Annotated in this window: 26 protein-coding genes; 6 read left to right on the top strand and 20 right to left on the bottom strand. The window is 65.4% G+C overall.

The features are described from left to right. Nucleotides 1–9: 9 nt before the first annotated feature. From leuB to E5673_RS17620, 13 genes are all read right to left on the bottom strand, one after another. Nucleotides 10–1,056: a 3-isopropylmalate dehydrogenase gene (leuB, locus tag E5673_RS17560; protein ID WP_136190995.1), complete on the bottom strand. Its 1,047-nt coding sequence runs from the start codon at nucleotides 1,054–1,056 to the stop codon at nucleotides 10–12. A gap of 41 nt (nucleotides 1,057–1,097) precedes the next feature. After that, entirely contained in the window at nucleotides 1,098–1,829 is a 732-nt protein-coding gene (gene recO, locus E5673_RS17565; RefSeq protein ID WP_136190996.1) for a DNA repair protein RecO, read from the bottom strand. A 107-nt stretch (nucleotides 1,830–1,936) separates the two neighbouring features. Further along, the gene (locus tag E5673_RS17570) at nucleotides 1,937–2,914 is read right to left on the bottom strand and encodes a polysaccharide deacetylase (RefSeq protein WP_136190997.1); all 978 of its coding nucleotides are present in this window, start codon (nucleotides 2,912–2,914) and stop codon (nucleotides 1,937–1,939) included. A gap of 155 nt (nucleotides 2,915–3,069) precedes the next feature. Next, the gene (gene uvrC, locus E5673_RS17575) at nucleotides 3,070–4,995 is read right to left on the bottom strand and encodes an excinuclease ABC subunit UvrC (RefSeq protein ID WP_136190998.1); all 1,926 of its coding nucleotides are present in this window, start codon (nucleotides 4,993–4,995) and stop codon (nucleotides 3,070–3,072) included. A 328-nt stretch (nucleotides 4,996–5,323) separates the two neighbouring features. Further along, entirely contained in the window at nucleotides 5,324–5,644 is a 321-nt protein-coding gene (locus tag E5673_RS17580; protein ID WP_136190999.1) for an SMR family transporter, read from the bottom strand. 155 nt (nucleotides 5,645–5,799) lie between these two features. Further along, nucleotides 5,800–6,423, bottom strand: a complete 624-nt coding sequence (locus E5673_RS17585) for a hypothetical protein (RefSeq protein WP_136191000.1) — start codon at nucleotides 6,421–6,423, stop codon at nucleotides 5,800–5,802. Next, nucleotides 6,416–6,910 (bottom strand): ATPase, encoded by a 495-nt coding sequence (locus E5673_RS17590; RefSeq protein ID WP_136191001.1) that lies wholly within the window; start codon nucleotides 6,908–6,910, stop codon nucleotides 6,416–6,418. Before E5673_RS17590 ends, E5673_RS17585 begins: the two co-directional genes overlap by 8 nt. 54 nt (nucleotides 6,911–6,964) lie before the next feature. Further along, nucleotides 6,965–7,192: a F0F1 ATP synthase subunit C gene (locus tag E5673_RS17595; RefSeq protein ID WP_055873230.1), complete on the bottom strand. Its 228-nt coding sequence runs from the start codon at nucleotides 7,190–7,192 to the stop codon at nucleotides 6,965–6,967. A 58-nt stretch (nucleotides 7,193–7,250) separates the two neighbouring features. Continuing rightward, the gene (locus tag E5673_RS17600; RefSeq protein ID WP_136191602.1) at nucleotides 7,251–8,009 is read right to left on the bottom strand and encodes a F0F1 ATP synthase subunit A; all 759 of its coding nucleotides are present in this window, start codon (nucleotides 8,007–8,009) and stop codon (nucleotides 7,251–7,253) included. Nucleotides 8,010–8,079: 70 nt separating this feature from the next. Further along, nucleotides 8,080–8,400 carry an AtpZ/AtpI family protein gene (locus E5673_RS17605; protein ID WP_136191002.1) on the bottom strand — a complete coding sequence of 107 codons (321 nt, stop codon included), beginning with the start codon at nucleotides 8,398–8,400 and terminating at the stop codon, nucleotides 8,080–8,082. A gap of 278 nt (nucleotides 8,401–8,678) precedes the next feature. Continuing rightward, nucleotides 8,679–9,059 carry a YdbL family protein gene (locus E5673_RS17610; RefSeq protein WP_093399745.1) on the bottom strand — a complete coding sequence of 127 codons (381 nt, stop codon included), beginning with the start codon at nucleotides 9,057–9,059 and terminating at the stop codon, nucleotides 8,679–8,681. Between the two features lies 1 nt (nucleotide 9,060). Further along, nucleotides 9,061–9,237, bottom strand: coding sequence for a YnbE family lipoprotein (locus E5673_RS17615; RefSeq protein ID WP_082444354.1), 177 nt, complete (start codon nucleotides 9,235–9,237; stop codon nucleotides 9,061–9,063). Between the two features lie 47 nt (nucleotides 9,238–9,284). Next, complete coding sequence (locus E5673_RS17620) at nucleotides 9,285–12,461, bottom strand: YdbH domain-containing protein (RefSeq protein WP_247599456.1); 3,177 nt, start codon at nucleotides 12,459–12,461, stop codon at nucleotides 9,285–9,287. An 86-nt stretch (nucleotides 12,462–12,547) separates the two neighbouring features. Here E5673_RS17620 and radC point away from each other — a divergent pair, with 86 nt between their 5' ends. From radC to E5673_RS17635, 3 genes are all read left to right on the top strand, one after another. After that, entirely contained in the window at nucleotides 12,548–13,252 is a 705-nt protein-coding gene (gene radC, locus E5673_RS17625; RefSeq protein WP_107961467.1) for a DNA repair protein RadC, read from the top strand. Between the two features lie 82 nt (nucleotides 13,253–13,334). Continuing rightward, nucleotides 13,335–13,544 carry a hypothetical protein gene (locus E5673_RS17630; RefSeq protein WP_247599457.1) on the top strand — a complete coding sequence of 70 codons (210 nt, stop codon included), beginning with the start codon at nucleotides 13,335–13,337 and terminating at the stop codon, nucleotides 13,542–13,544. A 65-nt stretch (nucleotides 13,545–13,609) separates the two neighbouring features. Further along, entirely contained in the window at nucleotides 13,610–14,011 is a 402-nt protein-coding gene (locus tag E5673_RS17635; RefSeq protein ID WP_136191004.1) for a BLUF domain-containing protein, read from the top strand. 75 nt (nucleotides 14,012–14,086) lie between these two features. Here E5673_RS17635 and E5673_RS17640 read toward each other — a convergent pair whose 3' ends face one another. Further along, nucleotides 14,087–14,515 carry an EF-hand domain-containing protein gene (locus E5673_RS17640; RefSeq protein WP_136191005.1) on the bottom strand — a complete coding sequence of 143 codons (429 nt, stop codon included), beginning with the start codon at nucleotides 14,513–14,515 and terminating at the stop codon, nucleotides 14,087–14,089. A 231-nt stretch (nucleotides 14,516–14,746) separates the two neighbouring features. Here E5673_RS17640 and purB point away from each other — a divergent pair, with 231 nt between their 5' ends. Beyond that, entirely contained in the window at nucleotides 14,747–16,045 is a 1,299-nt protein-coding gene (purB, locus tag E5673_RS17645) for an adenylosuccinate lyase (protein ID WP_107954426.1), read from the top strand. Between the two features lie 432 nt (nucleotides 16,046–16,477). Here purB and E5673_RS17650 read toward each other — a convergent pair whose 3' ends face one another. From E5673_RS17650 to dnaK, 4 genes are all read right to left on the bottom strand, one after another. Further along, the gene (locus E5673_RS17650) at nucleotides 16,478–16,930 is read right to left on the bottom strand and encodes a TM2 domain-containing protein (protein ID WP_136191006.1); all 453 of its coding nucleotides are present in this window, start codon (nucleotides 16,928–16,930) and stop codon (nucleotides 16,478–16,480) included. Between the two features lie 71 nt (nucleotides 16,931–17,001). Continuing rightward, nucleotides 17,002–17,430 (bottom strand): hypothetical protein, encoded by a 429-nt coding sequence (locus E5673_RS17655; protein WP_136191007.1) that lies wholly within the window; start codon nucleotides 17,428–17,430, stop codon nucleotides 17,002–17,004. A gap of 75 nt (nucleotides 17,431–17,505) precedes the next feature. Then, nucleotides 17,506–18,639 (bottom strand): molecular chaperone DnaJ, encoded by a 1,134-nt coding sequence (gene dnaJ / locus E5673_RS17660; RefSeq protein ID WP_136191008.1) that lies wholly within the window; start codon nucleotides 18,637–18,639, stop codon nucleotides 17,506–17,508. Nucleotides 18,640–18,756: 117 nt separating this feature from the next. Beyond that, a complete protein-coding gene (gene dnaK, locus E5673_RS17665) occupies nucleotides 18,757–20,664 on the bottom strand; it encodes a molecular chaperone DnaK (protein ID WP_056055380.1) in 1,908 nt (635 codons plus the stop codon). Nucleotides 20,665–20,832: 168 nt separating this feature from the next. On the opposite strand from dnaK, the gene E5673_RS17670 reads away from it, so the two are divergent. Together E5673_RS17670 and E5673_RS17675 are read left to right on the top strand one after the other, a co-directional pair. Beyond that, complete coding sequence (locus E5673_RS17670; RefSeq protein ID WP_210731768.1) at nucleotides 20,833–21,270, top strand: copper chaperone PCu(A)C; 438 nt, start codon at nucleotides 20,833–20,835, stop codon at nucleotides 21,268–21,270. Next, nucleotides 21,267–21,785 (top strand): vgr related protein, encoded by a 519-nt coding sequence (locus E5673_RS17675; protein ID WP_136191009.1) that lies wholly within the window; start codon nucleotides 21,267–21,269, stop codon nucleotides 21,783–21,785. The genes E5673_RS17670 and E5673_RS17675 overlap by 4 nt, the downstream gene beginning before the upstream one ends. 73 nt (nucleotides 21,786–21,858) lie before the next feature. Here the strand turns inward: E5673_RS17675 and E5673_RS17680 are convergent, their stop codons facing one another. Together E5673_RS17680 and E5673_RS17685 are read right to left on the bottom strand one after the other, a co-directional pair. Continuing rightward, the gene (locus tag E5673_RS17680; protein ID WP_136191010.1) at nucleotides 21,859–22,098 is read right to left on the bottom strand and encodes a hypothetical protein; all 240 of its coding nucleotides are present in this window, start codon (nucleotides 22,096–22,098) and stop codon (nucleotides 21,859–21,861) included. A gap of 107 nt (nucleotides 22,099–22,205) precedes the next feature. Next, a complete protein-coding gene (locus tag E5673_RS17685) occupies nucleotides 22,206–23,429 on the bottom strand; it encodes a threonine synthase (protein WP_136191011.1) in 1,224 nt (407 codons plus the stop codon). Nucleotides 23,430–23,548: the final 119 nt, after the last annotated feature.

Below are 23,548 nucleotides of genomic sequence, written 5' to 3' on the forward strand. Positions count from 1 at the left end.
ACTGGGCGGTCAAACGAGGTTAGCCCGCACTGCATCGCCCATGTCGCGGGTAGATAGCGTGCCGCCGAGATCGGGCGTGCGGGCGTTGCCGAGAATCGCGGCAGCGACGGCCGCTTCGATCCGATCCGCCGCTTCTGGGAGGTCGAGTGAGTGGCGCAGCATCATCGCGGCGGACAGGATCGCCGCGCAGGGGTTGGCCTTGCCCTGCCCTGCGATGTCGGGCGCGCTGCCGTGGATCGGCTCGTACATGCCCTTGTTCGAGCCGTTGAGCGCCGCGGACGGCAGCATGCCGATCGATCCGGCGCACATCGATGCCTCGTCCGAGAGGATGTCGCCGAAGAGGTTGCCGGTGACGATCACGTCGAACTGGCCGGGGTTGCGCACCAACTGCATCGCCGCGTTGTCGACGTACATGTGGCTGAGTTCGACGTCGGGATAGTCGGCCGACACCTCGATCACGACGTCGCGCCACAGCTGCGAGGTTTCGAGGACGTTGGCCTTGTCTACCGAGAGCAGCTTGCCCTTGCGGGTGCGTGCGGTCTCGAATCCGACGCGGGCGATGCGGGCGATCTCGGTCTCGTCGTAGCGCATCTCGTCATGGCCTTCGCGCAGACCGTCGGCGGTGGTGCGGATACCCTTCGCGCCGAAATACACGTCGCCGGTCAGTTCGCGGACGATGACCATGTCGATCGACCGGGCGATCTCGGGGCGGAGTGCGGAGGCATCCTCCAGGCCGGCGAACAGCTTGGCCGGGCGCAGGTTCGCGAACAGGCCGAGGTCCTTGCGCAGGCCGAGAATGGCCTGTTCGGGGCGAAACTGGCGTTCGAGCGCATCGCAATCGGGATCGCCGACTGCACCGAACAGGATCGCATCGGCACGGCGGGCGAGGTCGAGCGTCTCGGGCGGCAGCGGATGGCCGACCGCCTTGTACGCGGCACCGCCGACGAGGCCTTCCTCATAGGTCAGGTCGAGGCCGAGCGTATCGAGCACGCGACGGGCCTCCGCCGTGACTTCGGGTCCGATGCCGTCGCCGGCCAGTATCGCGATCAAGGGCATGTGCGTTTCTCCTGCGCGGCCCCTTGCCGGGCGGTGCGCGCTCACGCAACCGCCCTTTTGAGGCGATCGACCAGCCGGTCGCGCGCCGCCAACGGATCGGCGCGACGGTCGACGAGGATGTCGCGAGCGAGGAAATGGCCAGTCAACCGCAGGCCGTCGAAGATGTCCGGCCATGCCGCTTCACCGCCTGCCAGCAGGAAGTCGGGTAATCGCAGGAGCTTGCCTTCATACCCGAACGCCGCCCCACGCGAGACGGCTGCGCCGCTCTTGGGCGACACGAAGCCGAGATCGTCCTCCGCCCCGGTCGCGACGCAGCGGTCGAGATCGAGACCGAACCCCAGTTCCGCCAACACCAGTAATTCGTACCGAACCAGTGCCGCCGCCCAGCCACGCGCAGATGGCGCGCTCTCGATCGCACCCAGCACGCCGTCGAGCGCGTCGTGAATCTGCGGATAGGGCTGCGCCTCGGGAAGAGCGGCGGCGGCCAGCGCAGTCGCCCATTCGAGCGCACCGGCGGCGAGCGGCTCGCCGTGCAGCGTCGCGCGGCTGTGGATCAGCTCGGCGGTCAACGAGGCGAGCTGCTCGCCGGTCCGCGCGCGCCACTCGCCCTGGATCACGTTCGCCTGCAGGAGCACCGGCCGCATCGCGCGCGACCGCCCGCCACGGACGTAGCCGGGCTGGACGCCGTCGTTTCGGGTCAGCGCACGCACGATCGCGCCATGCTCGCCATGCTGGCGAACGGCGACGACGATGGCGGAGGCGCGGAGATGCATGGGTGTTCATCGAGCCTCGTTCGGCCGGACGCAACTCCTCAACGCATCACCCGAGCCAAGAGCGATCGGCGGCGTCATACCTAGTTCGCACTTGAGGGGCGCGCGTATCAGGTGCGCCGCGACCGAGGGCGTTCCGAGATCCAGTTCGACCACAGCTGTTCGGCCTGTCGCCAGCGCGTGCGTACCGGGTCGGGGCCGAGTGGGACGTCGTCACGGCCGAGTTCGAGCACCGGGCGATCGGTGAAATGCGTGGTCGGCAACACGTCGCGCATCTCCGCGAGCATCGTGCACAATGCCTGGAAGCGGCGGACATGGACCGCATTGGCCCGTGTGCCGCGGCGGTTGGCGAGCTCGAAGCCGTGGCTGACGATCGTCACCGCGGCATGATGCGACACCGCCGCATGTTCGAGCGCGTCGTAGCTTTCGCCCGCCGACAAGGCGCAGAGCTGAAACGTGCGGATCCGACCGCGCAGGTCCTCGATCACCGTCACCGGGACTTCGGTGATGCCGGCGCCGTTCGCGCACCGGACCGGGGCAATCTGGCGCGCGGGGAGCGAGATGCGGCTGGTGTGCGGCGCCTCCGACCCGTTGTGGCTGCTGTCATAGGCAAAGCCCAGGCCTCCGAGCGCGGTCAGCGTGTCGTCGTTCGCGGCATAGCTCCCCGCGCGAAACGCGATCGGGTGCGGCGCGCCGGCTTCGACCAGCAATTCCGTCGCGCGAACGAGCAGGTCCGTCTGCTCGACGAGGCTGTACATGTAAAGTTGGAACCGGTCGTGCGCGACGCCGCGATCGCCCGCCCGCGCACTGGTCCAGTTGGGGTGGAGGTGGAGCTGGACCTCCTGCCCGGCCTCAAGGATCGTATCGATCATCCGACGGATCGGCGCCGGTCCGAACGTGATCGCGGGCATCGGGTCGACGAAGAAACACGCCTTCAGATTGTGCCGGGAGAGCTCCGCCAGTTGATAGCCCAGCCCTACCCCGGCCGGTTCCAGCGATCGCGCATAGATCGCGTCGCAATCCAGACCGGCAGCATGGTGGCGCCACGCGAACTCGGTATCGATGGTCAGGAAGACAGGCGTAGTCACGGATTAGTATGTAACAATCAGTAGTGAAAATGGCGTTGTGATTTTATACAAATCAACTTGATTTGGGTTATAATTTTTTCCCGATCCGGGACGTCATCGTCTTCAGGCCCGCACGGCGATCTGTGCGTTCTCGATCGGCGGCCAAGTCCATGCCGCTACCGTGAATGATAGAAGTCGTACACCTGTTGCGCCACCCCAGCCGACACGCCCGGCGCCTGTTGCAGGTCCTGCAAGCTCGCGTTGCGCACCGCGCGACCGGTGCCGAAGTGCATCAGCAACGCCTTCTTGCGTGCGGGGCCAATGCCGGGGACTTCGTCGAGCGGGCTCGCGCCGATCGCCTTGCTGCGCTTGTCGCGGTGGACGCCGATCGCGAACCGGTGGACCTCGTCGCGCAGGCGCTGGAGATAGAACAGGACCGGCGCATTGACCGGAAGCTGGAACTCGCGGCCGTCGAGCATGTGGAACACCTCGCGGCCATCGCGGCCGTGTTCGGGGCCCTTAGCGATCCCGACCAGGCACACGTCCTCGACGCCGATCTCCTCGAGGGCGGCCTTGACCGTGTTGAGCTGGCCCTTGCCGCCGTCGATCAGGACGAGATCCGGCCAGTCGCCCGAATCGCGATCGGGATCCTCGGCCTGCGCGCGCGAGAACCGCCGCGTGAATACCTCGCGCATCATCGCGAAATCGTCGCCCGGCGCGGTATCCTTGTTCTTGATGTTGAACTTTCGATACTGACCCTTGCGGAAGCCCTCGGGGCCGGCGACGACCATCGCGCCGGTCGCGGCGGTGCCTTGGATGTGGCTGTTGTCGTAGATCTCGATGCGTTCGGGGGGCTCGGCGAGGTCGAACAGCTCGGCGACTTCGCGCAGCAGCTTGGCCTGCGTAGTCGATTCGGCTTGGCGCCGTTCGATCGCCTCGATCGCGTTGCGCTTGGCCTGGTCCATCAGGCGACGGCGGTCGCCCCGCTGCGGAACCTGCAACGCGATCTTGTAGCCGGCGCGTTCGCCTAGTGCCTCGGCCAGCAGTGCACCTTCCGTCAGTTCGCGGTCGAGCAGGATCTGCTTGGGCGGCGGGACCTCCTCGTAGAACTGGCCGAGGAAGCTGGTCAGCACCTCGTCCTCGGGAACGTCGTTGGTGTGCTGCGGGAAGAAGCTGCGATGCCCCCAGTTCTGGCCGCCGCGGATGAAGAACGCCTGGATGCCGATGAGGCCGTCCTTGCACGCCATCGCAAAGATGTCGGCGTCGCCCACGCCCTCCGCATTGATCGCCTGCGTGCCCTGGATGAAGGTGAGCGCGCGGAGTCTGTCGCGGAGGAGTGCGGCGAGTTCGAAGTCCATGTTCTCGGCGGCGGCCTGCATCTGCGCGCCGAGCTTCGCCTGCACGCCGGTCGATTTGCCGCCGAGGAACGCCTTCGCATCCTCGGTCAGTTCCCGGTACGCGGCCTCGTCGATCCGTCCCACGCACGGCGCCGAGCAGCGCTTGATCTGGTACAGCAGACACGGCCGGTCGCGGGTCTTGAAGAAGCTGTCGGTGCAGCTGCGCAGGAGGAAGAGCTTCTGGAGCGCATTGAGCGTGTTGTTGACCGATCCGGCGCTGGCGAACGGGCCGTAGTAATTGCCCTTCGCGCGGCGCGCGCCACGGTGTTTCTGGACGCGCGGGAAGGCGTGGTCGTCGCGCAGAAGGATGAAGGGGAAGCTCTTATCGTCGCGCAACAGCACGTTGTACGCGGGGCGGTAGCGCTTGATGAGCTGCGATTCGAGCAGCAGCGCCTCAGCTTCGTTATTGGTCGTGACGATCGTCATCGACCGGGTCTGCGACACCATCCGCTGGAGGCGTTTGGTGAGGCGCTCGACCTGGACGTAATTCGCGACGCGATTCCGTAGCGCGCGCGCCTTGCCGACGTAGAGCACGTCGCCTCGCGCATCCTGCATGCGGTATACGCCGGGGCGGATCGGCAGCGTATCGAGCACGTTTCTGATCGCCGCTACGCCTGCCGCGAGATCGGGCGCCTCACCGCCGCCGCGAACGGCGAATGTGGACTTGTCTTCGTTGAACCGGTCGGGGGAATTGGGGGAGGACATCGTTGCTGAATCTAGGGAGTGCGAGGGGGTTATGCCAGCGATCGCCCATGGCGCTGGAGAAGTGATTTTCACGCGAAGGCGCAATGGCGCGAAGAGAAGGTCGTTTTCGCGCAGAGGCGCAGAGGACGCTGAGAGAAGGGTCGATCGGATTTAGAGTCGGTTCTCTGATCGCCGAAGGCTCAAGATCCTCTTAGCAATCCGAACATCAGTCCAGAGCGCAACTCCTCCGCGCTCTCTGCGCCTCTGCGCGAACCAATCTTCCTTCTCTTCGCGCCTTTGCGCCTTCGCGTGAATCAATCTTCAAAGCCCTGCGGGCCGAGAGAAGCGGTTAGGTTTGGGCGAAGACCTTGGTGCCGACGATGCCCACCACGGTCAGGGCCATGAAGCAGGCCTGGATGCCGCTGACCTTGTCGCCGAACAGGATGACGCCGCCGATGATGACGCCGATCGCGCCCGCGCCGGTCCAGATCGCATAGGCAGTGCCGGCGGGGAGGCCGCGCATGGCGAGCGCGAGCAGGCCCATGTTGACGAAGCTGAGGACGATCGGGACGCTGGAGGCCTGCCACGTAGCAAGGGTGGCCGCCCATTTCAGGCTGAGCGCCCAGCAAATTTCGGTGACGACGGCGACGGCGAGGATGAGCCAGGACATAGGTGTTCTCCAACGGGCTCAGATTGGAGACTCGGCCGCCGGAAACCCGGGAAGAGACGGCCGTCAATAGTGATGAGTCGCGGGAGGGACGTGCCCTCACCTTCCCACTGCTTCGCAGCGGGCCCCTCCCTCTCCCCGAGGGGAGAGGAGCAGGATCAGTTTAGGCGGCTGAGACCGGAGATCGAGCGGTCGACCATCATGCGGTCGGCGGCTGCGTCGTGATGCTCGGCGATCAGGATACCAGCAGCCTTCGCCGCGGCATCGGCAGCGCGCGCGCGGACTTCGGCGATCGCGGCGCGTTCGGCCGCGGCGATTTTGTCCTCGGCCATCTTCGCGCGACGAGTCATGAGGTCATCGGCACCAGCCTTGGCCTTGGCGATGATCGCCGCGGCTTCGTGGTGTGCGTGAGCCTTCATAGCTTCGGCTTCGACGTGCGCGGTCTTCGCCTTCGCCTCGTACTCGGTGCGGATCGCCTCGGCTTCGGCACGGAGCGCCTTGGCTTCGTCGAGCTGCGTGCGGATGCCGGCGATACGCGTGTCGAGCATCTTGCCGATCATGCCTGGAACCTTCTTCCAGATCATCAGCAGGATGACGACGATCATCGCCACCGCGACCCAGCCGGTCGAAGTCAGGCCCAGAAAGTGATCAACGGGGTCGGCGACATGCTCGACGCCACCGGGCGCTGTCGTGTGCCCCTGAAGGCCCTGGTTGTCGATCGCACCTTCGGGCGCCATGCCCTCGCCGTGGATGACCTTTGCGGCCGAATCTGGATTAGCCATGCGCCGTCGTCCTGCGTACCGCGTCGGTCGCCGCGTCCAGGCTGACCTGGAGGCCGGCTACCTTGGCGGCCAATTGCTGTGCTGCTTCGGCGGCGACACCCTGCAAGTTCGAGAGTGCCTCGGCCTTAGCGTTCGCGACCGCCAGATCGTGATGACCCAGACGTTCGGCGAGTTCGGCGTCGGCCGCGTGGACCTGCTGCTCGAACGCGGTTGCCGCGCGCTTGGCTGCTGCCGCGGTCTCGGCCTGCGCCGCGACGCGGGCCGCGTCCATTTCGGCCTGCCAGTTCGCCTGGACCGTATCGGCCTGCGTACGGGCAGCGACAGCTGCCGCCAGATCGCCCGCGATTCGGCCTTCGCGCGAGTCCACGTTGGACACGATCTTTGGCACCATTCCCTTGCCGATCCCGAAATACAGGATGCCGAAGGTGATGAGCAGCCAGAAGATCTGCGAGGCGTAGGTAGCGGCTATCTGGGAAATCTGGGGCATGTCGGTCCTTCGTGAAACGGCCGGGCGCGGTCGCCCGGCCAATTCAGCGAGTGGTTAGGCGACGAACACGAGAATGATCATCGTGACGAAGGCGAGCAGACCGAGAAGCTCGGCTGCTGCGAAACCGATGAACAGACGGCCCTGCTGGCTGTCGGCTGCGCCCGGATTACGGAGAGCGCCGGCGAGGAACTGTGCGAACACGTTGCCCACGCCGAGTGCTGCGAGGCCCATGCCGATCGCTGCGAGGCCGGCACCGATCATCTTTGCTGCTTGTGCGTCCATGGTAAATTCCCTTTGAAAATTAGTTAGGTAATGGAAAACTTAGTGAAGGTTCGCCCACTTAGTGAAGATTGACCGCGTCGTTCAGATAGACCGACGTCAGCAACGCGAACACGTATGCCTGGATCGCGGCGACCAGCAGTTCGAGCAGCGTGATGCCGATCATCAGCAGCATGCTCGGCGCGCTCACCAGGCCGATATACATCCCGCCGAGGTTCAGGCCGTTGATCACGAACGCGGCCAGCACCTTGAGCAGGATATGCCCCGCGGTCATCGCGACGAACAGTCGCAGACCGAGCGAGAACGGACGCACCAGGAACGACATCAGCTCGACCACGAAGATCAGCGGGATCATCAGTGCGGGCGTGCCGCTCGGCACGAACAGCGAGAAGAAGTGGAAGCCGTGCTTGCCGAAGCCGACGAGCAGCACGATCGCGAAGCTGATCAGTGCCAGCACGCCGGTGACGGTCATGTGGCTGGTCACGGTGAACGGGTGCACGCCGGGGACGATGCCGAACGGGAGCAAGCCGATGATGTTCGCGAACAGGATGAACATGAACAGCGAGAAGACATAGGGCACGAAGCGCTTGCCGCCAGGGCCGACATTCTGCTCGAGCATGCCCGAGATGAAGCCGGTGAAGCCCTCGACCGCCATCTGCCAGCGACCGGGCACGAGCTCGCGCTTCATGCCACCGATCATGAACGCCCAAAGTGCGACCAGCGTCACCACCATCCACAATGCGGAATTGGTGAACGACAGGTCATAGCCACCGACCATCCAGTGCGAGCCGAACGCCGGCTCGATCAGGAACTGGTGCATCGGATCGATCTTGCCGCCCTGTTCTGCCGCCACGTGGAATCCCTGCCGTCTTGATACGACAAACGCCCGGTTACTCCGGGCGTTCGCCTGAAATTCGAATGATCTGCCTGAACGCGACCGCTATCCCGAGGAACAGCAACACGATCAGCCCCCAAGGGCCAGTGCCGAACCAGCGGTCTATCAACCACCCGATCAGCGCACTGCCGACGAGACTCCCGATGAGAGCGGAAATGACGCGATTGCCTTGCGAGTACCCCCGCTCGGCATCCGCCCCCTTCTGCCCCTTTGCGAGCGTTTCCCGATGCTGCGCCTCTCGCAATCGCTCATCGAGCGCGGAAAGTCGCGGATCTTCAACACCCTGGGGGTCCTGTCCGGGTTCGATCTCCGCCACGCACGTTCCTCCACCTGATTACGCATCGGGGAGGAAGCAAGCAGCGACGAGCGATCCCGCCAAGGCGCGGTCCGTTTAGAAAAGGGGGGGGTGCAAGTCAACCGGTGTGACACGGGCGTCATTAATGGGGCGGATGAGGTCTGGGCCAACCCTACTTCTTCCCCCCTCCCTGGAAGGGAGGGGCCGGGGGTGGGTTGGCCGGTTGGCTGGCGTTACGAACCCCAAGCAGCCTACCCACCCCCAACCCCTCCCTTGTCAGGGAGGGGGGGCACTTCAGCTCAAACGCAGCGCGAATCGCGTTCGGGGGCACCGGCGGTGCGGGTCTTCCAGACACCGTTCGGCGTCTTGTACTTCTCGCCGGGGTTGGTCTGCATGATCAGGTTGCAGCCGCTCGTGAAGGCGAGTTGCTCGACCGTCGCGCCGCTCGCCTGCGCCTTTGCCGTGTACGCCGACTTGCGCTGGATATTGATGTTGTTGACCAGCGCACGCAGATCACCGCTCGCCGCGCCGACCAGGCCGAGATAGCCGTCGGGCTGCTCGCCGACCTCGCCCCCGGCACGCGCGGCGGCATAGGCCGGATCGCGCTGCGCGGTTGCCGCGACAGACAGGCCACCGAGAGCCGCCGCTGCGGCAACCATCATAAGGACCTTGGTCTTCATCTTAAAATATCCCCGGATTCTGCTGGATCAACGATTTCGCCTCGCCATCGAGACGATAGACCACTTCCTGCGTGACGTTGATGTTGAGGTTGATCTCGATCGGCTTGTCGGGCGCCGACACGTTGATGCAGCCCGGCAAGGCCGCCGTCAGCCCGATAATCGCGATCGTCCTCGTCATCCTACGCAAGATCGGCCTTTGCTCCAGCTTCTTCAATCCTGTTTCGGTCATGGCACGATCCTGCTTGCGGGAGGCTGAATGGTTGGAAGTTTGGGCGTTGGGTTGGGCGGCGGCGCGGCCTGCTGTTGCAGCAACGCCGGTAGGTTGCGCTGGATCAGCCGCTTCGGATCGTAGAAGCTCTGCGCCGAATCGAGCAGCCCGCGGAACGGCGCCTTGATCCGGATATTGAACACGAACGGCAGCTTTTGCAGGCGGCGGACGATGAAGTTCGACTTCGCCCCCTCACCCTGGCTGATCCCGGCAAAGCGCACGTCGGTGACCATCTCGCCCGCGAGCGGCCCGTTCATGCCGACCCGCAACGACTGATACCGCAGCGACTTCAGCGCCTGGAACGCGATGTTCGCCCACATGCCGAGGTCCTTCTGGCTGAGATCGCCGACATAGGCGAGCGTGCCGCCGCCTTTGCGCACCTGCAGATCGCCACCTTCGATCCTGCCGCCCGTTTCGTCGAAGATCATCGGCAACACGCCGTCGAAGATGCCGGTCGCGTCGAGGTTCTTGAAATCGAACTGTTGCAAGAACTGGTCGGCCGCCATGTTGGCGACGTGGAACGTCATCCGCCGCTCGGACTGCGCGGAGAAATCGAGCAGCGTCGGGTCGAGCGTCAGCGATCCACCCGCGAACGGCCACCGCCCGCCCTCGACCTGCACGCGCGCGCCGGGCAGCGTCTGGTAGCGGATCGTGCCGTCGCTGACCGGGATGCCGGGGTTGAGCGTGCGGATCGTCGCCACCTGTCCGGGTGCGCTCTGGAGGTTGAGCAGGTCGGTGAAGCGAATCTCGGTGGCGATTCCCGTGACGGGGCCAAATGCGGCGGCGAGATCGGTGCCGGCGGTGCGGAATACGCCCGTGCTGGTCACGCCGTCGGGGTTCCAGGCGATATGCCCCTCGCCGCTGACCGATCCGTTGACGTCGGCGATCACGCCGAAGGTCAGCGGAGTAAGCGCGTCGGGTTGCAGCTTGTCCTTGGCGAACGCGATCGCGGGAACCTTGAGGTCGGCCTTGCCTGCGCCGGCACCTAGCGCGTGGGTCAGCGTGACGTCGGCGACCTTGGTGTTGGTGGTCGGTTCGAACAGCGTGCCCGCCGCAGTAATCGTGCCGTTGACGAGCGCGAGAGCCACGGTGCGTGCGGCGAGCGGCTTGAACCGCGGCGTTGGTGCGGCATCGGATACCCCCATCGCACCGGTGAGGTTGAGTGCGCCATTGACGAGCGTCCAGTCGCCGGCCGCCTCGCCGAGCAGCAGCGGCACGTTGGCGATCTGCCCCGAGCCACCCGTGAACGCACCCGCCACGCCCTGCCCGGTCATGCGGCCCGTGACGGTGGCGAAATCGAGTCGCGTGACGCGTTCGGGCGCGCCGATCCGGGTCTGCACGCCGTCGATCGCAAAGCCGCGATCCGCCAGCCGCACGGTCGCTCCCGCAGTCGCGAGCGTGATCGGGGTGGTGCCGAGTCGCCCACCCAGTTTTGCCGCGGCGATCTTCGCGCCGCCGCTGACCCGCGCGCCGTGGAGCTGCACCAGCGCGCCATCAACCGGGCACAAGGTTAGCCGCGCCGGATCGAGCACGAGGCCGGAGATCGCAAGACGCTGCACGGCCAGCGGTGTGCAACCAGTATTGACGACCAGGCGCGCACGACCGTTCCACAGCGCCGCGACTGGGATCGACAGCCCTTCGACCCGGTTGGCGGGACCGCCCGCACCGATCGGTCCCCCAAGCGTGACGCGCGTCGTAATCGACGTTGCTCCGCCCGGCGTCGCGCTGAAGGTGACGGGGGTGAGGGCAAGCCGCGCATCCCCCGCCGCATAGGGCGCCATGGTGGCGACGCCGCGGATCGTCGCGCCTGGTTTCGCCTGCGCCAACGACACGCGGGCCTCGGGCAAGCCGCCGCCGCGCATCGCGAGGACCGTGTCGAGCCGGACGCCGCCGTTCGGCCAGCCGAACGCGACCCCGCTCCCGCCGCCAAGCGCCACGCGCGCACCGCTGGCGGAAGCGAGCGCCAGACGCGACAGCACGGCCTTGCCGCGCCCGCCGTCGATCCGCACGCGAAGGTCGGCGTCCGCGGCAAATCCGTGGCCGGCCTTCTGGACCGCCTGTGTTACCGCGGCCACCAACGGCGCTACGGGCGTCCCCGCGGCTGCACCGCCGATTCCCGCCAGCCCCGCGAGTCGCTTCTGCGCCACGGCAGCCCCGCTTGCCTGGACGCGCCCGTCGAACGCGATCTGCTGGCTGATCCGGTAGGTGCCCGCGAACGAAACCCGCCGCGCGCCGCCCTCGGTGGTGCGAACGGTATCAGCGGCGATGTCCGCCTTGCCGCCGGTCGCTGCCGCGGTGCCGGTGAAGTCGATCGTGCCCCCGACCCCGGCCAAAGTCGCACCCGGCGTCCGTGCTGCGCCAGTCCCGAGCGTCGCCTTGCCCCGCCAGCGATCGAGCGCGGCGGAGAGCCCGACGTCCAGATCGGCTACGATCCGCTCCACCTGTGTCGTACCGCAGGCCAGTCGCGACACGCGTACCGGCCCCGTGATCGTCGGTTTCGCCGCATCGATCCGCAACTTCACCGTCGCCGCGAGGCGATCGATCACGCACCCGCCGACATCCAGACGTTCGCTGATCGCCGCCAGCGACCCGCGGAACCCGTCGTCGAGCTTGCCGGAGCCAGCGACCTTCAGTCCGACGATCCCCTGCGGAGTCTCCAGCCGCATCCGCCCGTCGGCGACCGAGACGTCGAGCGCGGGCAACGCGAACGGCTTCCCCGACGGCGCCGGCAACAGCTTATCGATCGCGCCGAGCGAGACTTTCCCGTCCACCAGCCGCCCGCGCAGCCGGACCTTCCCCGCGCGCACGCCCTCCAGATACGGCCCCGACAACCCGACGCCGGTCCGCGTCTCGACCCAGTCCGCCACGAGATCGGGATGCGCCGGATCGCCGATCACGACGTTGCTCAGTCGCTGCCAACCCAGTGCGAGGTCGGTGATGTCGTACCGCACTGGCACGCCAACCTTGGCAAGTTCACGGTCGATAAACCCCTCGGCGACCGGCTTCCGCACCAGCCACAGCACGACCAGTCCAGCGATTAGGAGTAGCGCAACCACCAGTGCAACACGGCGGGCAGTCGTAGAACGGCGAGGGTTGGCACCGGGGCCGGCCCCGTTCTCGCTCGTCTCGGTCACCCACGCACTCCGCCACTCTCCAAGCCCTTGCATAGGCGGTAGCGAGGGCGTCATGCAATTGCCCAGGGATGTGCTAGCATCACAAAATGGCCGATCCGGACGAAGACGCTGACGTCCGGGGGGACGATCTGAAGGGCCATCGTGGTCGCCTCCGCAAACGCCTGTTCGAAGGCGGCAGCGATGCGCTGCTCGACCATGAACTCATCGAATACCTTCTCGCGATCGCCATCCCGCGCGGCGATACCAAGGCGCTCGCCAAGGCGCTGATGCGCGAGTTCGGCGGGATCGGTGGCGTGCTGACCGCGGATGCCGAGGCGCTCGGCCGGGTGAAGGGCATGGGCGAAATCTCGACCGCGGCGATCAAGATCGCGCACGCTGCCGCGATCCGCCTGCTACAGTCGCACGTCAGCGACCGCCCCGTGCTCGCCAACTGGCAGGCGCTGCTCGACTATCTCCGCGCGGACATGGCGCACCACGCGATCGAGCGCTTCCGCGTGTTGCACCTCAACACCAAGAACATGCTGATTCGCGACGAGGTGATGAGCAAGGGCTCGATCGACCAAGCCGCGGTTTACGTCCGCGAAGTCATCCGCCGCGCGATCGACCTAGGCTCGGCGTCGATCATCCTCGTCCACAATCACCCGAGCGGGGACCCCTCCCCCAGCCGCGCCGACATCGATATCACGCGGACGATCGCGGAGGCGGGCAAACGGCTCGGCATCACCGTGCACGACCATATCGTGATGGGCACCGGCGGCCATGTCAGCCTGCGCGCGCAAGGGTTGATCTGACGCAATCAGATAAAGGAGAAACATCCGAAACTCCTCGTGCCTTTTCATCCGTATCTTCGTTGTCACGGCAAAGGAATTGCATGTGGATAACAAGTTGCACGACGAAGCTTCGGAGGTAGCCGCCGAGCATGGTCAGGTCATGGTGGATGGTCCGGACGGGGTGGCGGTGTCATTGACACCCGACGCCGCGGCGGAAACCTCCGATCGGCTGCTGAACGCCGCTGTCGAGGCACAGGGGCAGATCCTGGCGGAGACCCGCATTGCGAAAGATCGGGTGCGCAGAGCCGACTGATCTACCGCAAGTCGTAGCTCTCCGATCTATAGTAGCGATATGCGCAACTATCGACCGGAGACGCGATGCGCCAAATTCTATACATGAGTTCGAGCACCATAGCCGGCGACAAGGCCGATCTCGTGGGAATATTGCAGCAGTCCCGGCACAATAATGCGCTGCATGACATCACCGGGCTGTTGTGGTCGGACGGCACGCATTTTCTTCAGGTGATCGAGGGACCGACCTCTTTCGTCGACGCGACGTTCGGCCGTATTACGCAGGACGATCGTCATTACGATCTGTCGCTCCAGCACAATATCCCGATCCACGAACGGCAGTTCGGTGCTTGGACGATGGCACACAGGCGCGCGGACGATCCTGTCGATGCGTATGATGCGCGCATGCGGCGCCTGCTCAACGGCGCGTCGCAGCGGGTGCGCGATCCGTTCCTCGCGTTGATGGCGACGGGTTCGCTGGACGGCTGACGTAACGAAGGCCGCCGGGCGCGAACCCGACGGCCTCGATCCGTGCGATGGGACTTTGCGGACGTGCCGTTACCGTCAGCCCTGCGACAGGAAGCTGGTGACCTCGGTCTTGGTGAGCGACTTGCTCTTGTCGGTATCGGCCTGCGCGAAGGCGGCGGAGACCCATTTCTTGGTCTCGGGCGCATCGGGCTTCGTCGACGGATCGGTCTTGCTCTTCAGTGCGACCATCCAGCCGCCGAATTCGGTCGCGCTGAGTTTGCCATCACCGTTCTTGTCGTAGGTCGGGAACTCGGTGTCGACGACCTGTGCGACCTGGCTGCCGGTCGCGGGCTGCTCGCGCGCGGCGGGTTGCATCGGCACTGAATCCGTTGGCGTACCAGATGGGGCGGCCTGCCCGACAGCAGCACCACCCGGCGCCGAAGTCTGCGGGGATGTCGTGGTCGTCTGTGCCAATACGGGTGCAGCAACCAGCGCCGCGCCGGCCAGCATAGCATATTTCAACATTGCGTCTCTCCGGTAGTGTTCTACGCGTCTACTGAGCGATGTTGCGACCATGCCGGATATATACTCGGCATCGCGAACCGCTTACCCACTCTATACGCGCGACATCGCCAGATTTATACCTTGCGACGGGTGTTTGAACCTTCTCCTGCGTCCTGCTACCGCGTTTCGCGGGCAACCGCGGGCCGGATGGCACGCGACGCGCCCTACCCTTCACGCTCCCGAGGAAACCCGATGGTCCCCCGCTATTCCCGCCCCGACATGGTCGCGATCTGGACGCCCGAAGCGCGCTTCAAGATCTGGTTCGAGATCGAGGCGCACGCCACCGACGCGCTCGCCGAACTCGGCGTAGTCCCCAAGGAAGCCGCCGCCGCGATCTGGGAAAAGGGCGCGTTCGAGGTCGACCGGATCGACGAGATCGAGCGCGAGACCAAGCACGACGTCATCGCCTTCCTGACCAACGTCGCCGAGCATGTCGGGCCCGAGGCGCGCTTCATGCACCAGGGCATGACCTCGTCGGACGTGCTCGACACGTGCCTCGCGGTGCAGCTGGCCAAGGCGAGCGACATCCTGATCGCCGATCTCGACGCGTTGCTGGTCGTGCTCGAACGCCGTGCACGCGAGCACAAGATGACGCCGACGATCGGCCGCAGCCACGGTATCCACGCCGAGCCGGTGACGTTCGGGCTGAAGCTCGCCCAGGCGCATGCCGAGTTCGCGCGCAACCGCGCGCGGCTGGTGGCGGCGCGCGAGGACGTCGCGACCTGCGCGATCTCGGGCGCGGTGGGGACGTTCGCGAACATCGATCCGTTCGTGGAGGAGTATGTCGCGGGCAAGCTGGGCCTGTCGGTCGAGCCGGTCTCGACGCAGGTGATCCCACGCGATCGCCACGCGATGTTCTTTGCTACGCTGGGCGTGATCGCCAGCTCGATCGAGCGGCTCGCGACCGAAGTGCGCCATCTGCAGCGGACCGAAGTGCTCGAGGCGGAGGAGTTCTTCTCGCCCGGCCAGAAGGGTTCGTCGGCGATGCCGCATAAGCGCAATCCGGTGCTGACCGAAAACCTGACCGGCCTTGCGCGGATGGTGCGCGGGTATGTGACGCCGGCGATGGAGAACGTCGCGCTGTGGCATGAGCGCGATATCTCGCACTCGTCGGTCGAGCGCTACATCGGGCCGGATGCGACGATCACGCTCGACTTCGCGCTCGCGCGGCTGACCGGGGTGATGGACAAGCTGGTCGTGTACCCCGAGCGGATGTTGAAGAACCTCAACAAGATGGGCGGCCTCGTCCATTCGCAGCGCGTGCTGCTGGCACTGACACAGGCGGGCGTGAGCCGTGAGGACGCATATCGGCTGGTGCAGCGCAACGCGATGAAGGTGTGGGATTCGGACGGTGCGCTGTCGCTGCTCGAACTGCTGAAGGCGGATCCGGAAGTGACACTGTCGGATGCGGAACTCGAGGACAAGTTCGACCTCGGCTATCATTTGAAGCACGTCGACACGATCTTCGCACGGGTATTCGGCGCGGCCTGAGGACCGGAGGCAAGGTTGCTCCCCTCCCTGAAAAGGAGGGGCCGGGGGTGGGTAGGCCGGTTCGGGCCACACTCGTCTGGCTCGTACGGAAGCCGGCCCACCCCCTGCCCCTCCCTTTCAGGGAGGGGAGATCGTTGCGGATCGGGCGGATGTAACGTCCAAAACGACCCAAAGTGCACGCAACGCAATTGCGATTACGTGTTACAAAATTGCGACAACGCGCAACTAAGCCCATATCCCCCTTGCCGGATATTGTTCCGGCATCGGAGACCTACCCATGCGCATGTTCGAAACCGTGACCAGCACCATGCTGGCGATCGCGGCTCAAGCGCTGGTGGTCGGGGTGGTCATCACCGCCTTCTGATCCATCGGCCCGCCCGCCCCCTTCCGAGGGGGCGCGGCTAGGCCGGCAGTTTCAAGACCCGCGAATAATCACCGCTTTCGCGGATAGCGCGCGGCGAATTCCTCGTCGGACATCATCAGGTAGCGGATCATGTCGATCAGCGCCCAAGGCGCGCTGATGACCAGACCGACCACCGTGATGGTGAGCACCAGCATGACGATCCCGGAGCCGGTCCGGCCGAGGTAGAAACGGTGGATGCCCAGCGTGCCGATCACGAACGCCATCACCGCCGCGACGTATTTGTTGCGATCGTTGGTCGGGAGTGTCTCGGGCGGCACGGCGCGCCTCGGGCCCGGCGCAGTCGGCATCGGGAAGACGCTGAGCGCGCGATCGTTGGCAGCCTCGAAATCGACTTCAAGACCGATCGCGGGTTCGCCGCGGTGCGCCCAGTCCTCGCGCGCGAACCGGTAACGTTGTCCGTCCTGTCCTGCGACGAGCCCTTCGCCCGTGCGGGGATCGACGCCTAAAACCTGTCCGCGCATATCATTCCTCGGTGTTCGATTTCATTCTGGCGGATGATGCGGATCAGGCAAGCTCGAACTCACTCCCGGTGTCAGGCGGCAAGCGCGGGTTGACGCCAATGTCTGTCGTCGTCGTTGTCTGCATTCGTCGATCGCTTCTTCCGCGAGCGGATCGCACGCTTGTGCGCTTTTGCAGCCGGGCGGCGAGTTAAGACGCTGATCCAGCCCGTCATGAAGGTCCGAACGCGCAGGCTGGATGCCGCAGCGGCCAGCGCCATGAGAATGTCGACATAGGCCGAAACCTCGAACATTGTGATCCAGATCGCGACATCGGGGGCGGCCAGGGTGAGTAGTCGAATGCCGTCGCCTTCTCCGACGAGCGTGACCATCGCCGCCGTCAGCATCAGCAGGAACATGACCGCGGCATCGCCTCGCGTGAACCGTGCCAACCGCGCGGCAGGCTTGTCGATCAGCGCTCGGCGCATCGCCTTGCCGATCGGCGTCCGGGGGGCGGTCGCCATGACCAGCCAACACGCTATCGCGGTGAAAAGACATGCCAGCATTTCGCCCCCCTTTGGTTCAGTATGTAGCCGGGTTTATTCCCCCGCGAACACGCCCTTCAGCTTGGCGAAGAAGCCCTGGCTCGCCGGACATTCGTCACCGGTCTCCGTCTCGCGGAACATCTCGAGCAGTTCCTTCTGGCGGTTGCTGAGACGCGTGGGGGTTTCGACGTCGATCTGGACGACGAGGTCGCCGTGGCCGCGGCCTTGCAGGACGGGCATGCCGGCGCCGCGCTGGCGTAGCTGCTTGCCCGACTGGATGCCGGCAGGGATCTTTACCTCGTGCGTGCGACCATCGAGGCCGGGGATCGAGAGCGAACCGCCGAGCGACGCGACCGTGAAGCTGATCGGTGCGCGCGCGAAGAGCGTGGTGCCTTCGCGCTCGAACAGATTGTGCTTGGTCACGTGGAGGAAGATGTAGAGGTCGCCGGACGGCGCGCCGCGGGCGCCCGCCTCGCCTTCGCCCGACATGCGGATGCGCGTGCCTTCGTCGACGCCGGGGGGGACGTTGATCGACAGCGTCTTGGTCTTCTCGACGCGACCTTCGCCGCGACAATCCGGGCATGGGTCGGCGATGACTTCGCCCGCGCCGTTACACACCGGGCAGGCGCGCTCGACCACGAAGAAGCCCTGCTGCGCACGGACTTTACCGTGCCCGCCGCAATGCTGGCAGGTTTTCGCGCGCGTGCCAGCCTTCGCACCCGAGCCATCGCAGGTGTCGCAGAGCGCGGAGACGTCGATCGTGATCTCGGTCGTCTTGCCGTGGAACGCTTCCTCCAGGCTGACTTCCATATCGTAGCGCAGGTCCGCACCGCGCCGGGCTGCAGACCGGCCGCCGCCGCGCTGTGCGCCGCCCATGAACTCGCCGAAGACGCTTTCGAAGATGTCGCTGAAGCCGCCGAAATCCTGCGCGCCGCCTCCGTGACTACCGCCGCCGCCGTTCTGGAACGCGGCATGGCCGAAGCGATCATAGGCCGCACGCTTCTGCGGGTCCTTGAGGCACTCGTACGCCTCGCTGACCGCCTTGAACTGCGCCTCGGAATCCTTGCAGCCGGCATTCTTGTCCGGGTGATACTTCATCGCGAGCTTGCGGTAGGACGACTTGATCGTCCCCGCATCCGCGGTCCGCTCGCATTCGAGCAGTTCGTAATAATCTGTCTGGGTACTCATGATCTCAAGCCCTCTCCCCTCCGGGGAGAGGGTTGGGAGAGGGGCCGCCACACACGGTCCCTCTCGGTACTGCCCCTCACCCCGACCCTCTCCCCGCAGGGGAGAGGGGGAAGTAGTTTACGCCTTCGGGTTGTCGTCGACTTCCGAGAACTCGGCGTCGACGACATCGTCGTCCTTCTTCGCCGCATCACCGTCAGCCGAAGGCGAAGCGTCCGCCTGGGCCTGCTTCTCGTAGATCGCCTGGCCAAGCTTCATCGCGACCTGGGCGAGCGCGGTGCTCTTCTCGGTCATCGCGTCCGCATCGCCGCTCTCGACCGCAGCCTTCGTCGCGTCGATCGCGGCCTGGATCTCGGTCTTCAGCGACTCGTCGACCTTGTCGCCGTTATCCGCGAGCTGACGCTCGGTGGTGTGGACCAGCGACTCGGCGTTGTTCTTCGCCTCGGCGCCCGCACGACGCTTCTTGTCCTCCTCGGCGAAGGTCTCGGCGTCGCGGACCATCTGGTCGATGTCGTTGTCCGAAAGACCACCCGACGCCTGGATGCGGATCTGCTGCTCCTTGCCGGTGCCCTTATCCTTGGCCGAGACGCTAACGAGGCCGTTGGCATCGATGTCGAACGTGACCTCGATCTGCGGCACGCCGCGCGGTGCGGGCGGGATGCCGACGAGATCGAAATTGCCGAGCATCTTGTTATCGGCCGCCATCTCGCGCTCGCCCTGGAACACGCGGATCGTCACCGCGCCCTGGTTGTCGTCGGCGGTCGAATAGGTCTGCGACTTCTTGGTCGGGATCGTCGTGTTGCGATCGATCATCCGGGTGAACACGCCACCCAGCGTCTCGATGCCGAGCGACAGCGGCGTCACGTCGAGCAGCAGCACGTCCTTGACGTCGCCCTGCAGCACGCCGGCCTGGATCGCGGCGCCCATCGCGACGACCTCGTCCGGGTTGACGCCGGTGTGCGGCTCCTTGCCGAAGAACTGCTTCACGACTTCACGCACGCGCGGCATGCGCGTCATGCCGCCGACCAGCACGACTTCCGAGATGTCCTCGGGCTTCAGGCCGCCATCTGCGAGCGCCTTGCGGCAAGGCTCGAGCGTACGCTTGACCAGATCCTCGACCATCCGCTCCAGGTCGGCGCGGGTGATCGACTTCACCAGATGCTTCGGGCCGTTCTGGTCCGCGGTGATGAAGGGCAGGTTGACCTCGGTCGACTGCGCCGAGCTGAGCTCGATCTTCGCCTTCTCGGCGGCTTCCTTCAGGCGCTGCAGCGCCAGCTTGTCCTTGGCGAGGTCGATGCCCTCGGCCTTCTTGAACTCGTCGGCGAGATACTGGACGATCTTGTTGTCGAAATCCTCACCGCCGAGGAAGGTGTCGCCGTTGGTGGCCTTCACCTCGAACACGCCGTCACCGATTTCCAGCACCGAGATGTCGAACGTGCCGCCGCCGAGATCGTAGACCGCAATCGTCTTGCCGTCCTGCTTATCGAGGCCATAAGCCAGCGCCGCCGCGGTCGGCTCGTTGATGATGCGCAGCACTTCGAGGCCGGCGATCTGGCCAGCATCCTTGGTCGCCTGGCGCTGCGCGTCGTTGAAGTACGCCGGCACGGTGATGACCGCCTGCGTGACCGTCTCGCCGAGATACGACTCCGCGGTTTCCTTCATCTTCTGCAGCGTGAACGCCGAGATCTGCGAGGGCGAGTAATCCTTGCCGCCCGCCGAGACCCATGCGTCGCCGTTCGGCCCGCGCGAGATCTTGTACGGGACCAGCTCGGTGTCCTTCTTGGTGATCGGATCGTCGAAGCGACGGCCGATCAGGCGCTTCACCGCGAAGATGGTGTTGTCGCCGTTCGTCACTGCCTGGCGCTTGGCCGGCTGGCCGACCAGTCGCTCGCCGTCCTTGGCGAATGCGACGATCGACGGCGTGGTGCGCGCGCCCTCGGAATTCTCGATGACCTTGGGCTTGCCGCCTTCCATGACGGAAACGCAGCTGTTGGTCGTGCCGAGATCGATACCGATTACTTTAGCCATGAGTTCTGATTAGCCCCTCACTTGAAACGAAAATACGAAACCGGTTCCACCCCGTTACGGCAGTGGAACCTTTCTGATGATGGGCGCGATATAGGTGGCCTCGCGCTTGCCGCAAGATTGTACCGGTCATAGGATGCGCAAGTGGTCGGGCCCGGAGAAAAGTAACCTATGCGTATCGTTTTCGGACTGGGTGTTGCCGCGATGGCACTGGCGTCGTGCTCGCCGCCCAAGGAACTGTCCGTGGACGGGGCCTGGGTACGGCTCGGCGCCGTCACCGGGCGGCCTGCGGCGGCGTATTTCACGGTGCATGGGGGGCCGACGCCGGCGACGCTGATCTCGGCCACCACCGACGTCGCGATCAGGTCTGAGATGCACGAGACGATGGACAAGGGCGGCATGTCGACGATGACGCCGCTCGCGAAGGTCGAGATCCCGGCGAATACGGATGTGGCGTTCGCGCCGGGGGGGCGGCACGTGATGCTGTTCGACATGAACTCGGGGATCAAGCCCGCCGATCGCGTGACGCTCACGTTCGCGTTCGCCGATGGGACGCGGATCATAAACAACGCGACCGTGGTCGCGGCGGGGACTCCGGTCGGGAAGTGACCCGAGCAGGCTCAAGGCGCGAGCTTACCGAGGGAGAGACGGCGCTCGCGGCATCGGTGTTCGGGCGCGCGATCGATTACTCGTCGGTGAGCATGGCCCGCAGCAAATGGGCGTTCTTCCAGCCGCGCGATACGGTGATGGCGCCTCGCGGGTGCATCCACTTCCACCCCAAGGGCGATCTGTGGTCCGACGACTTCGCGCACGCGAACCTGACGTTGCAGGGGCTCTTTATCCACGAGATGACGCACATCTGGCAGCACCAGCGCGGCGTGTTCCTGCCCTTGGCGCGGCATCCCTGGTGTCGGTACGACTATACGTTCCGGCCTGGAGTGGCGCTGCACCGCTACGGCATAGAGCAACAGGGGGAGATCGTGCGGCACGCCTTCCTGCTGCGTGCGGGCGCGAAGGTCGCAGGGGCGCCGCCGCTCGCGCAGTATGAGACGGTACTGCCGTTTACGCCTGCTCGTCCCGCCAACACACCTCGTCATCCTGACGAAAGTCAGGATCCAGAGTGACTCAGCGAGACGATCGGGGCTCTGGATCCTGACTTTCGTCAGGATGACGGAGTATCAGATGACGGGTCTGGCTTTACAGCCAGCTACGACCATCCGGCCCGGTACACCCGTAAGGCGGCAACTGGCCCGGGAACCGCGCCTGCATCTTGTGGCAGCCCCAGGCGCGCATCGGCCCCGGTGCATAGCCGTTCAGCGCGATGCCGACCTCGTCATACGGGCTGGAGCCACGCGCGACGTACATGTACCAGCGACCGCCGAACATCACCGCAGCCGCGATGAGCACGACGCAAACGACCTGAACGATTTTCTGCATTGGGAACCCTTTTTGTAAAGAAGGGCGCCCCGTTGCAGACAACATGGATCAATTTCAACCACCGATCTGGTAGATCTAGACCCACCCGATCGGCAGAAATCCGCGGTTTACAGCGCGTCGAAGTCGATAGGTCGTGTTCTATCAAGCGCTTGCGGCGCCTCGGGCATCGGATATTTCAGTCCGGTCGCGCAGTTGAAAAGAACGACCTTGTCGTCCTCGTCGACCAACCCGGTGTTCAGCGCTTGATGATACGCCGCCAGCGTCGCGCCACCCTCGGGGCATAGCAGCAACCCGTCCTGCTTCGCTGCCGCGTCGACCGCCTTCAGGATCGCCGGATCGCCGACCGCGAGCGCCTGCCCGCCGCTCTCGCGTACCGCACGCAGGATCAGGAAGTCGCCGACCGCTTTCGGCACGCGAATGCCCGCGGCGACGGTGCTGGCGTCTTCCCAACGCTCGGCATGCTCCTCGCCCGCCTCGAACGCGCGGACGATCGGCGCGCAGCCGCTCGCCTGCACAGCGAACATCTTGGGCCGCTCCGAGCCGATCCAGCCGAGCTTCTCGAGTTCGTCGAACGCCTTCCACATCCCGATCAGCCCGGTGCCGCCGCCGGTCGGGTAGAAGATCGCATCCGGCAGTTTCCAGCCGAACTGCGCGGCGAGTTCGAGCCCCATCGTCTTCTTGCCCTCGATCCGATACGGCTCCTTCAGCGTCGAGAAATCGAACCAGCGGCCCTCCGCGGCCCCCTTGCCGACGATCGCGCCGCAATCGTCGATCAGGCCGTTGACCCGCCAGACGCGCGCGCCCTGCATCGCGATCTCGCGAACGTTGATCTCGGGGGTGTCGTCCGGGCAGAACACGATCGTCTCGATCCCGCAACGGGTAGCATAGGCGGCCAGCGCCGCACCCGCATTGCCGTTGGTCGGCATCGCGATTTTCTTGACGCCGAGTTCCTTCGCCATTGCGACGGCCATGACGAGACCGCGTGCCTTGAACGAGCCGGTAGGGAGGCGGCCTTCGTCCTTCACGAGCACGTTGGGACCGCCGGACTTGGTGAGCGGCAACAGCGGCGTCTCGATTTCGCCGAGGCTGACGATGTTGGACGTGTGACGGACGGGGAGCAGCTCACGCCAACGCCATAGGTCGGTCGGCCGCGCCTCGATCGTGTCGCGCGAAAGCGCGGACCGCACAGCGTCGAGGTCGTAGCGGACGAGCAACGGTCGTCCGGCGCGCGAAAGCCCGTGAAGCTGATCCGCCTCATACCGCTCACCGGTGATCGAGCATTCGAGATGCGTGACGAAGGTCTGGCGATCGGTCGTGAGGTTCTGGTTCATGAACTGACTTTCAAATCCTCCCCTGCAAGGGGAGGGGGACCAGCGCAGCTGGTGGAGGGGGCGTGCCGCGGTCGTAACGCTCGACGCAAGCCCCCGGCCGCAGATGGTACGCGGGAGGT

Origin of the sequence: Sphingomonas sp. PAMC26645 (genome assembly GCF_004795835.1) — a bacterium.
Lineage (GTDB): Bacteria > Pseudomonadota > Alphaproteobacteria > Sphingomonadales > Sphingomonadaceae > Sphingomonas.